Here is an 18,175-nt window from a genome sequence, read left to right as displayed (position 1 = left end):
GAGCCGCAATCGAGGCCCGTTTCCCGGATGAAAAACGGCGAGTCCGATGAAAATAAGCTTCCGCCTGAATGGATGCAGAAAAAGACGCAAATATTACTGTTGTTGGAGCAGGATTGGCAGGTAGGCGAAGAGCAAATCCGGCTCGAGCTGGCGGTGGGGAGGTGATGCGATGGGAGAGATGCGGAGATGGATGCAGTCGTGGCTTGGCGGCGGCCCGGGCGGTCCCAAGCGGGTGCAGACGTTTCGATGGGTGCTTCTGCTTGGACTCGTGGGCGCGGCGTTTATGATTCTGAACTCGTTTATCGCCGTGAAGGAGGTGGATCCCATCGGCACGGGGCGGGCGTCTCCTCCCGATCAGACCAAGCCGGCTTTCGGTCAGGGAAGCAAAGAGCGTAGCCTATTCAAGGATTACGAGGAAGCGTATGAAACCGAGCTCAGAGACATCTTGACGAAAATCGTCGGAGTAGGCGATGTGGAAGTGCTGGTGACCATTGAATCGACGGAGGAACTGAACGTCGAGCGCAACACCAAGGAAACGCAGCAAATTACCAATGAAAAAGATCCGCAGGGGGCCACGAGACATATCACCGACGTGACCCGCAATGGCGAAGTAGTGCTCTACGAGGTTTCGGGAGGCAAGCAGCCGCTCGTCCTCAAGACGATTAAGCCGAAAATCCGCGGCGTGCTCGTCGTCGCCAAGGGCGCGGAAAACCTGACGGTGAAAAAAATGATTACCGAAGCGGTAGAGCGCGGGTTGGACGTTCCTGCCCACCGGATATCGATCCAGCCTCGCAAGCAATAAGCCTTACGAGGCCGGTGCGATACATTCAATTTAAACAAGGATAAACGTTAAGGAGGATATGCAATGAACTCGAAAAGACAAACCATTTGGCTTGTATCCATGCTTAGTTTGATGGTGGTGCTTTCCGCCTACTACCTGTTTACGGAAGACGTGGGCAATGTGGAAGTAACGGGTACGACGCCGAAGGAAATGACGATCAATGCCGGGCAAACGGATGCGATGCATCCGGCAGCGACGGACGCGAACGCCGGTCCGAGAGGCGAGCAAAAGCCGGAAATGAAACCCGAACAGAAGCCGGAAGTGAAACCGGAACAGAAACCGGAGCAAAAGCCCGAGATGAAACCCGAGCAGAAGCCGGAAGTAAAACCGGAACAGAAGCCGGAAGTGAAGCCCGAACAAAAGCCTGAGGTGAAGCCGGAACCAAAACCGGAGGGTAAACCGGAGCAGAAGCCCGAAGGCAAGCCTGAACAAAAGCCGGAAGGCAAACCGGAGCAAAAGCCTGGGAAGGGCGACAAATCCAGCAGCACAGGAGCAGAGACGTCGTCGATCGCCGCACAGCCGGTCTCCAAAAACGAAACGGACGCCAAAGTGCTGCAGCAGGTACAAGCGCAGGCACATGCCCAATCGGGGAGCGATTACTTTACGAACCTTCAGCTTAAGCGCGACGAAGAAAATGCGAAAAAAGCCGAGCAGCTTCTGACGATCATCTCCGATACGAAACAGACGGCCGAAGCGGCTGTCAAGGCGCAGGAGGAGCTGCGGAAAATCGAAGATATGGAAGCTAAGGTCACGAATCTTGAAGAAAGCTTGACGAAAGATTTCCCGCAAGCCGTTGTCACTCAAGATGCCAACAAATGGAAGGTTACCGTCCAAGCAAGCAAGCTGGAGAAAAGCCAGGCGCTCAGCATCATCGACAAGACGATCAAAGAACTGAATGTCGGCCCTGACAGCGTATCGGTGCAAATGGTTCCTTAAACCGGAATCTGCGGCCGGTAGACAATAAGAAATAGACTGGCGAGGAGAGTCCGGGAAACCGGGCTCTTCTTTTTTCGCCATTCTTCGATTATTTTCACCATATTCTGTTTTTATTCGCGGCGGCTTTTTCGGGAATCCGATGGAGCTGGAGAGCGGCATTGCTTCCGGAGCAAGGAAACTCTTTTCTTACCGGAAGATTGTGTTATAATAACAACGTCGTTTGTTTTACGGTGTTGACCGCCGCCGCGGGACAAGCCGTCGGTTCGCGCGCCGCTTGTCGGGGCGTGCCGAGGCTTGCGGTGCAGCCGTCAGCAAGATGCCCAAAGGAGTGAATTCCGTGTTTAAGTTAAGCGAAATTAAAGAATTGATCAAGCTGGTGGATCAAACATCTTTGCAAGAACTAGAGATCGAAAACGAAGGCTCCCGCCTTTTAATCCGTAAACCGAATAAAACCGAGCAAGTCGTCGTCACCTCCGTCCAGTCTGCAGCCGGCGTCGTTGCCCAGCAGCCTGCTCCTCAAGCCGTCGTTCAGACGTCCGCAGCGGCCAACATACCGGCAGCCGAGCCTCCGGCAGCAGCCCAATCCAATCTACATACGATCGTTTCCCCGATGGTCGGCACCTTCTACGAAGCGCCGGCTCCGGGAGCGGCGCCGTTCGTTTCCAAAGGCAGCAATGTGAAGGAAACGACGATCGTCTGCATTATCGAGGCGATGAAGCTGATGAACGAGATCGAAGCCGAAGTCAAAGGCCAGATCGTCGAAGTGCTGGTCGAGAACGGCCAGCTGGTAGAGTACGGCCAACCGTTGTTCCTGGTGAAACCGGAATAATCCGCTAGGAGGAGAACCCATTGAAGTTTCAAAAAGTATTGATCGCCAACCGTGGGGAAATCGCCGTGCGCATTATTCGCGCATGCCGTGAGCTCGGAATTTCTACGGTCGCGGTCTACTCGGAAGCGGACCGCGATGCGCTGCATGTCCGTTTGGCGGACGAAGCCTATTGTATCGGACCTACGGCTTCCAAAGACAGCTATTTGAATTACACGAATTTGATGAGCGTCGCGACGTTAACGGAAACCGACGCGATTCATCCGGGATACGGCTTTTTGGCGGAGAACGCCGACTTCGCCGAAATTTGCGAAAGCTGCAACATTACGTTCATCGGTCCTTCTCCGGAAGCGATCAGCAAGATGGGCGACAAATCCGTCGCGAAGCAGACGATGAAGGAAGCGGGCGTTCCCGTTATCCCGGGCTCCGACGGCCTTGTCGAGGATATGGACGAGGCGGTCCGGCTGGGCCGCGAGATCGGCTATCCGATCATTATCAAAGCGACGGCCGGGGGCGGAGGCAAAGGCATTCGCCTGGCCGAGAACGAAGAGATGCTGATTCAGCAAATTACGACCGCCCAGCAGGAAGCGCAAAAAGCGTTCGGCAACGCGGGAGTTTATTTGGAGAAATATTTGACGGGGATGAAGCACGTCGAAATTCAGGTGCTGGCCGACAAGCACGGCAACGTGGTGCACCTGGGCGAGCGCGATTGTTCGGTGCAGCGCCGCCGCCAGAAGCTGGTGGAGGAAGCGCCTTGTCCGATTCTGACCGAGGAAATCCGCGAACGGATGGGCGAAGCGGCTGTCCGCGCGGCCAAAGCCGTCAATTATTCCGGCGCCGGTACGCTCGAGTTTTTGCTTGGACCGGACGGACAGTTTTACTTTATGGAGATGAACACCCGGATTCAGGTAGAGCACCCGGTTACGGAGCTGATTACGGGCATCGATATTATTAAAGAAATGATCCGTGTCGCGGAAGGCGAGCCGCTTTCGTTTACCCAGGACGAGGTCCGCATCAAGGGCTGGGCGATCGAATGCCGGATCAACGCGGAAGACCCGGAGCGCAATTTCATGCCGTCCGCGGGTCAAATCAAATTTTATTTGCCGCCCGGCGGCTTCGGCGTCCGTGTCGACAGCGCCGCTTATCCCGGCTACACGATTCCGCCTCACTACGATTCGATGATCGCGAAGCTGATCGTGTGGGGAGCGGACCGACACGATGCGATCCAGCGAATGAAGCGCGCTCTGGCCGAATTTACGATCGAAGGCATCCATTCGACAATCCCGTTCCATCTGAAGCTGTTGGAGCACAAAAAGTTTCTGGCCGGCGACTTCGATATCAAGTTCTTGGAAGAGCATGACGTGAACGATCCGGACTCTTAAGCCCGTTCACTTCGTTGTCATATTTTTAGGGGAATGGTATAGTATACAATAAGACTAGGTGTGGGCAAGCCAAATGTTTAGGAGGTCCTGACCATGAGTACACTGGCAGCGGATTACGAGAAGACCGAGATGGGCACAATTCAGATCGCTCCGGAGGTGATCGAGGTCATCGCCGGTATGGCCACCGTGGAAGTGCCCGGCGTTGCAGGCATGAGCGGCGGATTTGCCGGAGATATCGCCGAGTTTCTCGGACGCAAAAATATGTCCAAAGGCGTAAAAGTCGAAGTAGGCCAGCGTGAAGCGGCGATTGACGTGTCTGTCGTCATCGAATTCGGGACGCGGATTCCGGAGGTTGCAAGCGCGGTTCAACATAATGTGAAACAGGCAATCGAATCAATGACCGGACTTAGCGTCGTTCAGGTGAACGTTCACATTCATGACGTCATTTTCAAAGGTGCGGACAAAGTCGAAGAGCCGGAAACGCCCGCACAGCGCGTAAAATAATTTATAAATACCCCGGTTGAACCCCCATCCTTCACCGTTTGGGGGTTTCCTCCATCTTAGGAAGGAGTCAGGATTCGTGGTAAAAGTTCTCGACAGACTGCTGCTCTTTATTTTCAGCTTGGCCGTGCTGATCGCAACGTTCATTCTGCTGTTCGCTGCATTCGGCCTGATTTCCTTCGAAACGGCGGGCAACTTCGCTCACGACGTGTATTACGATTTAAGAACGGCGATTATTTTCATCAGCTCTACGGTGGTGGCTGCGCTGCTTAGCCTTCGCTTCCTGTATTTGTCCGTAAGGCGCGGCAAAGCTTCGTCCCCATCCATCGATCAGCGGACCGAATTCGGAGACATCCGGATTTCGCTCGATACGATGGAGAACTTGTCGTTGAAGGCGGCAGGCCGTACGCGTGGGGTTCAAGATTTGCGCGCCCGCGTCAAAGTGAATCAATCCGGCCTTGAAATCGTCATTCGCGCCATCGTGGACGGCGAAAATTCCATTCCGGCAATGACCGAAGAGATGCAGGCGAACGTGAAGCGGCATATTGAGGAAATTACCGGGATTCCCGTCGCTTTCGTCACGGTATTTATCGCGAATATTCAACAATCGTCCCCGACCTTCAAAAGTCGAGTGGAATAGAGGTGAGCCCCCGGATGTGGATGCGAATTTGGGAGCAGCTGTGGGAACAGCACAGGGGTAAGACGATCGGCGTCTTGGCCGGGAGTGCCCTTGGCCTCATTTATTTGTTCTTCGGCTTCTGGCGTATGTTAATCTTTGTCCTGATCGTATATACTGGATACTACATAGGGAAAAGGTTGGACCGGAACGAGCCGGTGTTTCCCGTAGAAGACACTTGGCGCTGGCTAATGGACAAATGGAGACTGTTCCGCTAAAATCCTTGGATGACGCCCAAGGATTTTTTTCGGTTAATAAGAATTTATAAGTCTTCAATTCAAGACGGGGAAGACGCAGCCGGTTTATTCTGGTGAAGCAAGTGGAAACCCACAGGAGGATTTGATCGGATGAGACGAAGATTGGCAAGAGAGCTTGCGGTGCAAAGCTTATATCAGATCGAAATGAACGAAGCGACAGCGGCCGAGGCCATCGCGCACGTAATCGAAGAAGCGCGGACGGAGGACGAGGCGCAGCTGACGCGGGAGCGCGATCAGATTGTGCCTCATGAGGTGCTTGAGCTCGTGGAAGGCACGATGCAGCACAAGCGGCAAATCGACGGCCTGCTTTCCGATTATTTGAAGGGCTGGCAGATGGACAGGCTGTCCAAGGTAGACCGGGAAATTATGCGGCTTGCCACGTACGAAATGGTGTTTCGGGAAGATGTGCCGCCGAAGGTCGTCGTGAACGAAGCGATCGAAATGGCCAAAAATTTTGGCACGGAGGAATCGGGGAAGTTCGTCAACGGCGTGCTCGGCAAAATGATCAAAGATCTGGAGACGATCCGCAGCCGTTCGTCCGAAGCGTAGAAGCTACCTAGCGAAAGGGGAAAACAAGCATGTCCGCGCAAATCATTAACGGCAAAGAAATCGTCAGCGCTTACCGCGCCGATATTAAGCAGCAAGTCGAGCAGTTGAAGCAGCAAGGGGTACAGCCCGGCCTTGCGGTGGTCATCGTCGGAGACGACCCGGCCTCGCACGTCTACGTGCGCAATAAAGCGAAAGCCTGCGAAGAAGCGGGCATGCATTCCGAAGTGTACAAGCTTCCGGAAAATACGCCGGAGGCGGAAGTGCTGGCTCTCATCTCCAAGCTGAACGGCGATAAGGCGATTCACGGCATTCTTGTCCAATCGCCGCTGCCGGGACATATCTCGGAGGAACGGGTCGTCGAAGCGATCGCGGTCGAAAAAGACGTCGACTGCTTCCATCCGGTCAATGTGGGCAACCTGATGATCGGCAAGGAAGGACCGGCTCCTTGTACGCCTGCAGGCGTTATTGAGATTCTCAAGAAAGTCGGCGTGGAAATCGCCGGCAAGCATGCCGTCGTGATCGGCCGCAGCAACATCGTCGGCAAGCCGATGGCGATTTTGCTGCTTCGCGAGAATGCGACCGTCACGGTGTGTCATTCGCGCACGAAAAATATGGAAGAAATTACGCGCCAGGCGGATATTTTGATTGCGGCGGTCGGTAAAGCGAAGATGATTAACCGCAGCCACATCAAGCCGGGAGCCGTTGTCGTCGACGTGGGCATCAACCGGCTCGATACCGGCAAGCTGGCGGGAGACGTCGATTTTGACGACGTGCTGGAAACGGCAAGCTATGTAACGCCGGTGCCGGGCTGCGTCGGTCCGATGACGATTACGATCCTGCTTCGCAATACGCTTGAAGCGGCACAACGTGCGGCTTCTGCAACCAACTAGCGGTAACGGGCGTAGTTATGAAAGAAAAACAAATTTTATCGATCAAAGAGCTGAATCGATACATTAAAATGCTGCTTGAGGGCACCGACCGGCTGCAGGACGTTTGGGTGCGGGGTGAAATTTCCAATTTTACCCACCACTCCAGCGGCCATATGTATTTTACGTTAAAAGATGCGGACAGCCGGTTAAAAAGCATTATGTTCGCCTCCTACAACCAGCGGCTTCCGTTCCTTCCCCGGGAAGGGACGAAGGTGGTCGCCTGCGGGAACATCTCGGTGTACGAACGGGACGGACAGTACCAGTTTTATGTCACGCAAATGCAGCCGGACGGCATCGGGAGCTTGTACCTGGCATTCGAGCAGCTGAAGAAAAAGCTGGAAGCCGAAGGCTTGTTCGCTCCCGCGAGAAAGAAGCCGATTCCGCGCTTTCCGCGCGCCATCGGGGTCATAACGTCGCCGACGGGCGCGGCGGTACGCGATATTATTATCACGCTGCAGCGCCGTCATCCGACCGTTCCCGTGCTGCTGTACCCGGCGCTTGTACAGGGCAAGCAAGCTGCCCCTTCGATTGTGAGAGCGATCGAGGAGATGAATGCCAGGAACGAAGTCGACGTGCTGATCGTCGGCCGCGGAGGCGGATCGCTCGAGGAGCTGTGGGCCTTCAACGAAGAGGCGGTGGCCCGGGCGATCTTTGCTTCGAGTCTGCCGATCATTTCGGCGGTTGGCCACGAAACGGATTTCACGATCGCGGACTTCGTCGCCGACCTGCGCGCGCCGACTCCGACGGCCGCCGCCGAGCTGGCCGTTCCGCATCATATGGAGCTGAAGCAGCAGATCGGCTACTTGCGCCAGCAATTGTACGGCGGGTTGACCCAGCAGCTTGAGCGGAGCAAAGAGCGGCTGAAGCGGCTCCAGCGGTCGCCGTACCTGACAAATCCCCGACGGCAGCTGCTGCTGCAGCCCGCGGAGCGTCTTGACCGCATGCGCGAGCAGCTCGGTTACAAAATGCGCAGCCGCCTGACGAAAAGCCATGAGCGGCTGATGAAGGCCGACCGGCAGCTCGCTTCGTTTAACCCGAAGGAGCAGGTCGTTTACTCCCGGAAGCGGCTGGACGCGTCCGCCCGTCAGCTTCGCCAGACGATGCAGGCGGTGCTGAGGCGCAAGCAGCAGGAGCTCGTATCGTCCATACGCCAGTTGGATGCGCTCAGCCCGCTCAAGATCATGCAGCGGGGGTACGGTCTCGTATATGACGAAAAAGAGAAACAGCTCGTGAAATCGATCAAGCAGGTGCAAATTGGGGATATTTTGAAGCTGCGCCTGATGGACGGACGGATCGATTGTCATGTGTGGTCTATGGAGGAGAAGACGGAGGAGAAAAGCGATGTCAAATCAGGAAGCGACGCCTAGCTTCGAGCAGGCGATGGACCAGCTTGAGCGCATTGTGGCACAGCTCGAAAGCGGGGATATTCCGCTGGAGAAGGCGATCGAGCTGTTTCAAGAGGGAATGAAGCTGTCTCAATTGTGCGGACAGAAGCTGGAGCAGGTAGAACGAAAAATCGAAATTTTGCTGGAAGAAGAGGGCGGTCTGACGAAAAAGCCTTTCCAGCCGCAGGAAACCGATAAAGGGGACAACCGATGAACGAATCATCCGGCATCCAAGAATACATTCGAGATATGGCTGCGCTCGTAGAGCGGGAGCTCCGGCAGTCGATTCCGTCGCCGTGGGCGATTCCCGAGCCGCTTCGCGAGTCGATGATGTACTCCTTGATGGCGGGCGGCAAGCGGCTGCGGCCGATTCTGGTGCTGGCGGCGGCCGAAGCGCTGGGCGGCAGCCCGGAAGCGGCCGTTCCCGCAGCGTTGGCCGTGGAGATGATCCATACGTATTCGCTTATTCATGACGATCTTCCCGCGATGGACAACGACGACTTCCGGCGGGGGAAACCGACGAATCATAAGGTTTACGGCGAAGCGATGGCGATTCTGGCCGGCGACGCCTTGCTGACCCATGCGTTCTTCTCGGTCGTTCAATCCGCGAGGAAGCATAACATTCCGGCCGACCGCGTGATCGACATCGTCGAAGAGCTGTCCCGGCTCTCCGGAGCCCCCGGCATGGTCGGCGGTCAAGCGGCGGACATGCTGGGTGAGCAAGGGGTAACGAAGCTGGAAGAGCTGGAGTACATCCATCTGCACAAGACGAGCGACTTGATTGTCTTTTCCTTGAAAGCCGGAGGCCGGATCGCAGGAGCTGCCGAAGCCCAGTTGGCCGCCTTGGAACGCTTCGGCACGTGCCTCGGGCTGGCGTTTCAAATCCAGGACGACGTGCTCGATCTGATCGGAGACGAAAGCAAGCTCGGCAAACCCGTACAGAGCGACGTCAAACAGCAGAAAGTAACCTACCCTTATTTTATCGGGATTGAAGCGTCGATTGCGAAGGTCGGGGAGCTGACGCGCGAGGCGAAGGAAGCGATCTTGGCGGCGGATTTCCCGCAGCCGGAGCGGCTGCTGGAGCTTGCGGATTATTTAATGAAGCGCGACCATTAGCGTTAACCCGGTTCGGCCGCCGATAGCGCGGCTGCTATTGCACCGGTCCCGTTTGAGCGCGTGACGGTCCTGTGCTATAATGGCATCGTATTCAAGCACATTACATAGCTTGTGCAAAGAAGCGGATCGTTACCGACTCTAACCTGCCATTCGTTAGGCATACTCCAATTATGGAAAGCGAGGGAACAAGCGTGCTGCTCGATCACATTCATCAGCCTGAGGACTTGAAACGTCTGACTGTGGAACAGCTGGAGCAAGTGGCAGAGGAAACAAGACAGTTTCTTGTCGAGAAGCTTTCGGTCACCGGCGGTCACCTCGCGCCCAACCTTGGCGTTGTCGAGTTAACGATTGCTATGCACTATTTGTTCGACAGTCCGAAGGATAAATTTATTTTCGATGTCGGTCATCAGTCGTATGTTCATAAGATTTTAACCGGACGTAAAGACAAGTTCGATACATTGCGCAAATATAAAGGCCTGTGCGGCTTCGTGAAACGTTCCGAAAGCGAGCATGACGTCTGGGAAGCCGGCCACAGCAGCACTTCGTTGTCCGCTGCGATGGGGATGGCCGTCGCCCGCGATTTGAAGGGCGAGACGAACCGGATCATTGCCATGATCGGCGACGGAGCGCTCACCGGCGGCATGGCTCTGGAGGCGCTGAACCATATCGGCCACGAGAAGCGGAAGCTGATGGTCATTCTGAACGACAACGAAATGTCCATCGCCCCGAACGTCGGAGCGCTCAGCCATTATTTGGCGCGGATTCGTTCGGACCGCCACTATGTGAAGGCAAAGGAAGAATTCGAGCACCTGATCAAAAAGATTCCGGCCATCGGCGGCACGTTGGCGAAGACGGCGGAACGGGTGAAGGATTCGTTCAAATATTTGGTTGTCCCCGGCGTTTGGTTCGAAGAGCTCGGCCTGACGTATCTGGGACCTGTGGACGGCCACAACTTGCCGCTGCTGCTCGACACCATGAAACAAGCCGACAAGGTCAACGGGCCTGTGCTTGTGCATGTGATCACGACCAAAGGCAAGGGGTATTCGCCAGCCGAGGCGGATTCCCACAAATGGCACGGCATCAGCCCGTACAAAATCGAATCCGGCCAAGTCCTCAAGACGGTCGGCCCTCCGATGTATACGGAAGTGTTCGGAAGCACGCTCATTGAGCTGGCGAAGCAGGACGAGCGTATTGTAGCGATTACCCCGGCGATGCCCGGCGGTTCGGGTCTGCTCGGCTTTGCTAAGGAGTTTCCCGGCCGGATGTTCGACGTAGGGATTGCGGAGCAGCATGCCGCCACGTTTTCCGCAGGTCTGGCGGAGGAAGGATTGAAGCCGGTATTTGCCGTTTACTCGACCTTCCTGCAGCGCGCTTACGACCAGGTTGTGCATGATATTTGCCGCGCGAACCTGAACGTCGTATTCGCCATCGACCGCGCGGGCTTTGTCGGTCCGGACGGCGAGACGCATCAAGGGGTGTACGATATTGCGTACTTGCGCAGCATCCCGAATATGGTGCTGATGATGCCGAAGGACGAGAACGAGCTGCGGCATATGATGAAGACGGCTTTCGAGTACAACGAAGGCCCGATCGCTTACCGTTATCCGCGGGAAAACGGACTCGGGGTGCCGATCGACGAGACGCTTCAGCCCATTCCGATCGGCACATGGGAAGTGCTTCGTCCGGGAAGCGATGCGGCGATCCTGGCCGTCGGCCCGATGATTCCGCTCGCGCTGGAAGCGGCCGAGGCGATGAGCAAGGAAGGCGTTCAAGTTCGCGTCATCAACGCGCGGTTTATCAAGCCGATGGACGAGGCGATGCTGCTCCAATTGGCAAAAGAAGACATTCCGATCCTCACCTTGGAAGAAGGAGCGGCGCTCGGAGGCTTCGGCAGCGGCGTGCTGGAGCATTACTCGCAGCACAATGTGTACGGCCTGCGAATCAAAATTATCGGCGTGCCGGATTATTTCGTCGAGCACGGCTCCGTCAAGGAGCAGCGCAAAGAGGTCGGATTTACAGCCGAGCGGCTCGTATCGGAACTGCAGGCGCTCGTTCCGCGTAGACGGCAGCGGGCCTAACAATACGAGGTAGGAGCATTTCATGGCTGCGGACAAAGCGGAAAAAGAACGACTCGATGTCCTGCTCGTCGAGCAGGGCTACTACGAAACAAGAGAAAAGGCCAAGGCGGCCATTATGGCCGGATTGGTGCTGGTAGACGACGTTCCGGTCGACAAAGCCGGAACGAAGATTGCCCGCACGTCCCGGCTGATCGTCAAGGGTGCGGTTCACCCTTACGTCAGCCGCGGCGGGCTGAAGTTGGAGAAGGCGCTCAACGTATTCGGTATCGACCTGCAGGGCGTCACGATGCTGGACATCGGCGCTTCGACAGGAGGATTTACCGATTGCGCGCTGCAAAACGGGGCGGTTCACGTTTATGCGGTCGATGTCGGCTACAACCAGTTGGATTGGTCGCTGCGCAAGGACCCCAGAGTCAGCGTGATGGAGCGGACCAATTTCCGCTACATGCAGCCGGGCGACTTGCAGGGACCGGAGCCGACATTTGCCTCGATCGACGTGTCCTTCATTTCGTTAAAGCTCATTTTGCCTCCGTTGAAGCAGCTGCTTGCGCCGAAAGGGCAAGTCGTTGCCTTAATTAAGCCGCAATTCGAAGCGGGCCGGGAGAAGGTAGGTAAATCCGGCGTCGTTCGCGATCCCCGGGTCCATCAAGAGGTGCTGGAGGACATTCTCCGGTTTGCCCAAGAGATCGGTTACGCCATTCGGGGGCTGACCTACTCCCCGATTAAGGGCGGCGAAGGCAACATTGAATTTTTAGTACATCTTCTCCATATGGACGAGCCCGGGTTGTCCGGTCCCGAACTGGACCGGTTGATCCGAGAGGTCACCCAAGAGTCGCAAAGCATGCAGAGCTCATCTTGACGGATGAGTTTTTTTGCCTTTACACAGGAATTTGGATACGGTTTCTCGAATATTCCTTCGAGGTGATTCCATGCAAAGCGGGGACGGCTTGATTGTGTTTTTGGTGGCGCTGGCACTGGGAGCCTGGGTGTATTTTTATGCCCGGAGCAAGCTGAAGGAAGCCGTAGAGGACGGGCCTCCGTTCGAATTTCTCGCCGATGCGGAGGTGCCGGAGGATGAAGCGACGAAGCTTCTCGAGGCGCGCGGCTATTCGGTCCTCAGCGGGAAGAAACGCATTCCCTTACACATCAAAGTCAACCGCGGCGAAACGCTTCAAAGCCGGCTGTTCGTCGATTACATCGCAGAGAACAACGGCCGCTATTACATCGTCAAGACAGCAAAAGAGCGTAAACCGATGGAGAGGACCGGAAGCGGCGTCCGCGACCATCTGCTCGTGTATCAACTGCTATACCCGAAAACGGCAGGAGTATTATACGTCAATGTACCTGAACAAACGGTGGACTGCTATGTGTTCGAACTGCAAGCCGAGGATGACGATACCGAGACCCCATAATCAGGGAGGATGCCATGAAAGGCCAACGACATATTAGAATACGAGAGATCATCACCAACAATGAAATCGAAACGCAGGACGAGCTCGTCGAGCAGCTTCGCAAAGCCGGCTTTCATGTGACGCAGGCGACCATTTCCCGGGATATCAAAGAAATGCACCTGATTAAAGTGCCGCTGGACGACGGAAGGTACAAATATTCCATGCCGGCCGATCAACGCTACAATCCGCTGCAGCGCTTGCGGCGGGCGCTTAACGATCATTTTGTGCATATTGACCATACCGAGAATCTCGTCGTGCTCAAAAGCTTGCCGGGGACGGCGAATGCGATTGCGGCGCTCATCGATAGTCTGGAATGGAATGAGATTATGGGAACGATCAGCGGGGACGACACGATTCTGATCATTTGCCGGACCAAGGACCATAGCACCCATATCGTTAATCAAATCCTGGGAATGCTCAGTTAATCTCCAAAGAGGTGTAGCTTATGCTGCTGGAACTATCCATCCGCCATCTGGCGGTTATCGAACATGTCGAATTGCATTGTAAAACCGGATTTCACGTCTTGACAGGGGAAACGGGTGCAGGCAAATCGATCATCATCGACGCGCTCGGTCTAATTGCCGGGGGCCGAAGCTCTTCGGATTTAGTCCGCTACGGGAGCGACAAAGCGACGATCGAAGCGCTGTATCAGATCGGGAAGGATCATCCTGTCTGGAATATTTTGTCCGGGGTGGGAATAGAAGCCGACCCGGAGGAGCATCTTATTATTCGCAGAGAAATCACGGCTCAAGGCAAAAGCACCAGCCGCGTGAACGGACAGTTGGTCAACCGGGCGGTGCTTAGGGAGATCGGGGATTGGCTTGTCAATATTCACGGACAGCACGAGCACCAATCGTTGTTCCGGGTGGAGGAGCATATCCGTTGGCTCGACATGTTCGGCGAGCCGCAGATTTTGCCTGCCAAGCTTGCTTATCAGGAGGCGTACGATCTCTACCAAGGCATTCGTAAGCAAGTCAAGGAGCTGCAGGAAACAAGCAAGCAAGCGCTGCAAATGATGGACTTGTACCGGTTTCAGGTGGAGGAGATCCGTTCGGCCAAGCTGAAAGCGGGAGAAGACGAGGCGCTCGCCGATGAGAAGCGAAAGCTGGTCAATGCGGAACGTCTGTTCCAGAATGCTTCGGACGCTTACGATCTGCTGTACGGGGGGAGCAAAGGACTGGATGCCGTCGGCCGCGCCGTCCAGAAGCTTCAGGATATCGCCGCGCTGGACCCCGTTAAGCTTCAGCCGCTGCTCGAGCAGGTGCAGGGGGCCTTTTACCAGCTGGAAGACGCCGCTTACCAGGTGCGCGATTACCGCGATGAAGTGGAGTTCAACCCTTCCAGATTGGATTTTATCGAGCAAAGGCTGGATACGATCTCGTCGCTTCGCAGAAAATACGGGGAATCGGTTTCAGATATCCTTGCTTATGTTGAAAAAATAGAACGGGAACTGGACTTGATCGAGAACAAGGACGAGAAGCTTCAACAGCTGCAAAAAGAGGAAGCGGCGGCTCTTGAACAAGTACAGCGGCTGGCTTCGGTCCTGACCGAGCAGCGTATGATCGTGGCCGATAAGCTCGCGGCGGAAATTGTGGCGGAGCTCCGCGAGCTGCAGATGGAGCGGACGCAATTCCGGGTGCATTTTGATACGCATGGGGAGAAGAAGTTCACGCGCGAAGGCGCCGACCAGGTCGAGTTTCTGATTTCCGCCAATCCCGGAGAACCGATGCGGGCTCTCAGCAAAATCGCTTCCGGCGGGGAAATCTCCCGGGTGATGCTGGCGCTTAAATCGATTTTTGCCCGGGTGGACAGCATTCCCGTACTCGTCTTCGACGAAGTGGATACGGGTGTAAGCGGACGCGCGGCGCAGGCGATTGCCGAGAAGATGTCCAAGCTGTCCCGAAGCTGTCAAATCTTCTCCATTACGCATTTGCCGCAGGTCGCCTGCATGGCGGACGTGCATTACCGCATTCATAAAACGACGGATGGAGACCGCACTTATACAAATATAGACGATTTGAATACGGAAGAACGCATTCACGAGCTGGCCCGGATGCTGGGAGGCGTCGAAGTGACCGACAAAACGCTCCAGCACGCGCAGGAAATGCTTGCGCTTGCCGATAACATGAAAGCAAAGATGAGCTAGCCGAGGGAGCATTTTGGAGTTATAAAAGAAAAGGGCGGGGGTTACCTTAAAGGTACACAAACGGCGGTGCAGCCAGCTTTGAAGCCGGAAATCGCAAGCCGCGTGCCGCTAAGCAAAGGAAGCAAGGGAGCGTGAGCGAATTGGGTTCCAACCATAGAAAAAGATTGATTGGATTACTGCTCGTCCTCTTCGTTTGTTTGGGTAGCCTCACCACCCCTTTCCGCAGTTTTGCCTCATTCCCCGAGGAGCTCCGGCTTTTTACCGGACAGCAAACCCAACTGAAGCTGGCGATGCCGGTCAGCGCGCAAGTGACGGTCAACCATCCGGAAGTGCTCAAGGTTAACGGCTCGGCAAGGCACTCATTCCAAGTGGATCTTCATCATCCTATTGCACTTGAATCTTATCAAGCCGGACAAGCTGAAATGAAGCTGAAGCTGTTCGGGAAAATTCCTTTCAAGACGGTAAAAGTCAATGTCGTTCCTGATTTGAAAGTCATTCCGGGCGGTCAGACGATCGGCGTGAAGCTGAAATCGGCCGGGATTATGATCGTCGGGCATCATTTGGTTGCGATCGCGGATGACCGTAAAACGTCTCCCGGCGAAGAAGCCAAGGTGCAGCTCGGCGATCTTATCGTCAAAATGAACGGCCGAACCGTAAATGACGTAAGCCGGGTAGCGGATCTTGTCAAGGCAGCGGGAGAGGATAAAAAGCCGATTATGCTGACGATCCGCCGCGGAAACGAAACGCTCGATATTCCGATTACTCCTGCTTATGATATCGTGGACAAGGCGTACAGGCTTGGCCTGTATATTCGCGATTCGGCCGCCGGGGTTGGAACGCTGACCTTTTATGCCCCGGATCAAGGCGTATACGGAGCGCTTGGCCACGTCATTACCGATATGGATACGCAAGTGCCGATCATGGTGGGCAATGGAGAAATCGTCCATTCGAACGTCACTTCCATTTCGAAGAGCCAGAACGGCGAGCCGGGGGAGAAGCGCGCCCAGTTCTCCAAGGAAAGCAGAGCCATTGGCAATATCGAGAGAAATACGCAGTTCGGCATTTTCGGTAAAATGTTTGAGACGCCGGGACACAGCTACAGCGACAAGGCACTGCCCGTCGCCTTCGCCGAAGAGGTGAAGGAAGGACCTGCGCAGATTTACACGGTGGTCAACGGTCAGAAGGTGGAGAAGTTCGATATCGAGGTCGTTCATGTGGCGAAGCAGGACTATCCGGCCACCAAAGGGATGGTGATCAAAATTACCGACTCCCGTCTGCTGGACAAGACCGGAGGCATTGTGCAAGGCATGAGCGGAAGCCCGATTATTCAGAACGGAAAAGTGATCGGAGCGGTTACCCACGTCTTCGTCAATGACCCGACGAGCGGCTACGGATGCTTCATCGAATGGATGCTGCAGGATGCAGGCATTATGCTTCGTCCTTCCAGTGCGGGAACAACAGAACTGAAGGCCAGTTAATGGTCTTCGGTTTTTTTGTGCAAAGTACGTAAATCTTTGCTCCGTTTCGAATCGTTTAGGGACGAAGTTTACATATTTCTCGAATGTGGATACGTTATGTATCTTTTAATCGTTCTTTGTCGAATGATGTATAATGGTGGAGTAAATTATTAATTATAAAATAAAAATCAGAAAAAATCCAGAAAAATAATATTCGACAGAAGGAATTTTAAAGTGCATGTCGAAATTGTATAGCAGGTAAAAAATGCTAAAGCGAATTGCCGCAAATGAAGGAGGCGCTTACCGTTGCAAACCATTGAAGTTCTTTTAGCAGACGACAACCGAGAATTTACAAACCTTCTTTCCGAATTCATCGATGATCAGGCCGATATGCAAGTGACCGGCGTTGCTTACAATGGAAATGATGTGCTTCGACTCATTGAGCAAGGCCCACGGGTACCGGACGTGTTGATTTTGGACATCATCATGCCGCATCTGGACGGTCTTGGCGTACTTGAGAAGCTGCGCGAAATGGATTTGAATCCGCAGCCGAAGATCATCATGCTTACTGCTTTCGGTCAAGAAAACATTACCCAAAAAGCCGTACAGCTTGGCGCCTCGTATTACATTTTGAAACCGTTCGATATGGAAATTTTGACAAACCGGATTCGGCAGCTGGTGAGCCCCAACCAATTGCCTGTGGTCTCCTCGTCCTCACCGTCGAAAGCGAACGTCGTTCAGCTTCCGAAAGGCAAGAATTTGGACGCCAACATCACAACCATCATTCACGAAATCGGCGTGCCCGCTCACATTAAAGGCTACCAATATTTACGTGAAGCCATCACGATGGTATATAACAACATCGAAATTCTTGGGGCGATTACGAAGACGCTGTACCCGGCTATTGCCGAAAAGTATAAAACAACGCCAAGCCGCGTCGAGCGGGCGATTCGCCATGCGATCGAAGTCGCTTGGACACGAGGCAACATCGACAGCATCTCGCATTTGTTCGGCTATACGATCAATATCAGCAAAGCGAAGCCGACGAATAGCGAATTCATCGCGATGGTGGCCGATAAGCTGCGGATTGAGCATAAAGTTTCGTGAAAGAAGCAATAAGTGAGTTATCATACGTCGGGTCCTAACGGGCCCGGCGTTTTTAATTTTGCGTTGATTATGGACGAACGAATATTCTCTAGTATACCGTTCATTCCCAGTGTAGAATTACGGTATATACTGGAAAGAACTTTTTGTGATTAGTGGTTGCGGAGCGGCACACTGCCAAGAAAGCAAGTACTCCGGTAAAGAAGCAAACACTCCGGCAGGGGAAAAGACGACGGAGTCAAGCAAGCAACTATTACGAAAGAGGAATTCGATAAGATTGAAAATGGGCCAGACTTACGTTGAAGTCAACAAAATTATTGGGGGTTCGGGCGAATTGGTTGCCGAAGCTGGAACGAAAGGTGAAAAGTCTTACACCTTCGGCTATTTGTACAAAGGTGAAGGTTCACCTGGAGCAAACGCTAATTTTGCATTCCAAGACGGCAATCTTGTGACAAAAGCACAAGTCGGCTTGAAATAGCTTAATTAGTCAAAGACAATAGAGGAGAGTCACATAAACAAAAAACGGCGGCTTATCGGTGGG

General features: G+C 54.4%; 20 protein-coding genes. All 20 read left to right on the top strand.

Going from position 1 to position 18,175, the window contains the following annotated elements:
* The first annotated feature begins 169 nt into the window (after positions 1-169).
* The 20 genes from spoIIIAG to PEH01S_RS31470 all read left to right on the top strand — a co-directional run bounded on the left by spoIIIAG (position 170) and on the right by PEH01S_RS31470 (position 18,112).
* Complete coding sequence (gene spoIIIAG / locus PEH01S_RS31565) at positions 170-802, top strand: stage III sporulation protein AG (protein WP_025846937.1); 633 nt, start codon at positions 170-172, stop codon at positions 800-802.
* A 63-nt stretch (positions 803-865) separates the two neighbouring features.
* Positions 866-1,777, top strand: a complete 912-nt coding sequence (locus PEH01S_RS35080; protein ID WP_164828107.1) for a SpoIIIAH-like family protein — start codon at positions 866-868, stop codon at positions 1,775-1,777.
* 337 nt (positions 1,778-2,114) lie between these two features.
* The gene (gene accB, locus PEH01S_RS31555) at positions 2,115-2,606 is read left to right on the top strand and encodes an acetyl-CoA carboxylase biotin carboxyl carrier protein (RefSeq protein WP_127490164.1); all 492 of its coding nucleotides are present in this window, start codon (positions 2,115-2,117) and stop codon (positions 2,604-2,606) included.
* A gap of 20 nt (positions 2,607-2,626) precedes the next feature.
* Entirely contained in the window at positions 2,627-3,985 is a 1,359-nt protein-coding gene (accC, locus tag PEH01S_RS31550; RefSeq protein WP_127490163.1) for an acetyl-CoA carboxylase biotin carboxylase subunit, read from the top strand.
* A 93-nt stretch (positions 3,986-4,078) separates the two neighbouring features.
* The gene (locus PEH01S_RS31545; protein WP_025846932.1) at positions 4,079-4,489 is read left to right on the top strand and encodes an Asp23/Gls24 family envelope stress response protein; all 411 of its coding nucleotides are present in this window, start codon (positions 4,079-4,081) and stop codon (positions 4,487-4,489) included.
* Between the two features lie 76 nt (positions 4,490-4,565).
* Positions 4,566-5,126, top strand: a complete 561-nt coding sequence (gene amaP, locus PEH01S_RS31540; RefSeq protein ID WP_127490162.1) for an alkaline shock response membrane anchor protein AmaP — start codon at positions 4,566-4,568, stop codon at positions 5,124-5,126.
* Positions 5,127-5,140: 14 nt separating this feature from the next.
* The gene (locus PEH01S_RS31535; protein WP_025846929.1) at positions 5,141-5,380 is read left to right on the top strand and encodes a DUF2273 domain-containing protein; all 240 of its coding nucleotides are present in this window, start codon (positions 5,141-5,143) and stop codon (positions 5,378-5,380) included.
* A 129-nt stretch (positions 5,381-5,509) separates the two neighbouring features.
* Positions 5,510-5,968 carry a transcription antitermination factor NusB gene (nusB, locus tag PEH01S_RS31530; RefSeq protein ID WP_025846928.1) on the top strand — a complete coding sequence of 153 codons (459 nt, stop codon included), beginning with the start codon at positions 5,510-5,512 and terminating at the stop codon, positions 5,966-5,968.
* Between the two features lie 29 nt (positions 5,969-5,997).
* Positions 5,998-6,858 (top strand): bifunctional methylenetetrahydrofolate dehydrogenase/methenyltetrahydrofolate cyclohydrolase FolD, encoded by an 861-nt coding sequence (gene folD, locus PEH01S_RS31525; RefSeq protein ID WP_025846926.1) that lies wholly within the window; start codon positions 5,998-6,000, stop codon positions 6,856-6,858.
* Positions 6,859-6,875: 17 nt separating this feature from the next.
* Positions 6,876-8,264, top strand: a complete 1,389-nt coding sequence (gene xseA, locus PEH01S_RS31520) for an exodeoxyribonuclease VII large subunit (RefSeq protein WP_025846924.1) — start codon at positions 6,876-6,878, stop codon at positions 8,262-8,264.
* On the top strand, positions 8,239-8,496 hold the full coding sequence (xseB, locus tag PEH01S_RS31515; protein WP_010499089.1) for an exodeoxyribonuclease VII small subunit: 258 nt from the start codon (positions 8,239-8,241) through the stop codon (positions 8,494-8,496). Before xseA ends, xseB begins: the two co-directional genes overlap by 26 nt.
* The gene (locus PEH01S_RS31510; protein WP_127490161.1) at positions 8,493-9,398 is read left to right on the top strand and encodes a polyprenyl synthetase family protein; all 906 of its coding nucleotides are present in this window, start codon (positions 8,493-8,495) and stop codon (positions 9,396-9,398) included. Before xseB ends, PEH01S_RS31510 begins: the two co-directional genes overlap by 4 nt.
* A 170-nt stretch (positions 9,399-9,568) precedes the next feature.
* Positions 9,569-11,476, top strand: a complete 1,908-nt coding sequence (gene dxs, locus PEH01S_RS31505) for a 1-deoxy-D-xylulose-5-phosphate synthase (protein WP_246063121.1) — start codon at positions 9,569-9,571, stop codon at positions 11,474-11,476.
* Between the two features lie 22 nt (positions 11,477-11,498).
* Positions 11,499-12,335, top strand: a complete 837-nt coding sequence (locus PEH01S_RS31500) for a TlyA family RNA methyltransferase (RefSeq protein WP_025846919.1) — start codon at positions 11,499-11,501, stop codon at positions 12,333-12,335.
* A gap of 70 nt (positions 12,336-12,405) precedes the next feature.
* Positions 12,406-12,888 (top strand): hypothetical protein, encoded by a 483-nt coding sequence (locus tag PEH01S_RS31495; protein ID WP_127490160.1) that lies wholly within the window; start codon positions 12,406-12,408, stop codon positions 12,886-12,888.
* Positions 12,889-12,902: 14 nt separating this feature from the next.
* Entirely contained in the window at positions 12,903-13,352 is a 450-nt protein-coding gene (gene ahrC, locus PEH01S_RS31490) for a transcriptional regulator AhrC/ArgR (RefSeq protein WP_025846915.1), read from the top strand.
* A gap of 20 nt (positions 13,353-13,372) precedes the next feature.
* Positions 13,373-15,073, top strand: coding sequence for a DNA repair protein RecN (recN, locus tag PEH01S_RS31485; RefSeq protein WP_127490158.1), 1,701 nt, complete (start codon positions 13,373-13,375; stop codon positions 15,071-15,073).
* A 140-nt stretch (positions 15,074-15,213) separates the two neighbouring features.
* The gene (gene spoIVB, locus PEH01S_RS31480; protein ID WP_174807189.1) at positions 15,214-16,551 is read left to right on the top strand and encodes a SpoIVB peptidase; all 1,338 of its coding nucleotides are present in this window, start codon (positions 15,214-15,216) and stop codon (positions 16,549-16,551) included.
* A gap of 285 nt (positions 16,552-16,836) precedes the next feature.
* Positions 16,837-17,637, top strand: a complete 801-nt coding sequence (gene spo0A, locus PEH01S_RS31475; protein WP_025846909.1) for a sporulation transcription factor Spo0A — start codon at positions 16,837-16,839, stop codon at positions 17,635-17,637.
* Positions 17,638-17,911: 274 nt separating this feature from the next.
* Complete coding sequence (locus PEH01S_RS31470) at positions 17,912-18,112, top strand: hypothetical protein (RefSeq protein WP_246063120.1); 201 nt, start codon at positions 17,912-17,914, stop codon at positions 18,110-18,112.
* The last annotated feature ends 63 nt before the right edge of the window (positions 18,113-18,175 follow it).

This window comes from Paenibacillus ehimensis NBRC 15659, from assembly GCF_004000785.1.
GTDB lineage: Bacteria > Bacillota > Bacilli > Paenibacillales > NBRC-103111 > Paenibacillus_G > Paenibacillus_G ehimensis.
Note: the sequence above shows the minus strand (reverse complement) of the source record. Positions and strands in the feature narration are given on the sequence as shown.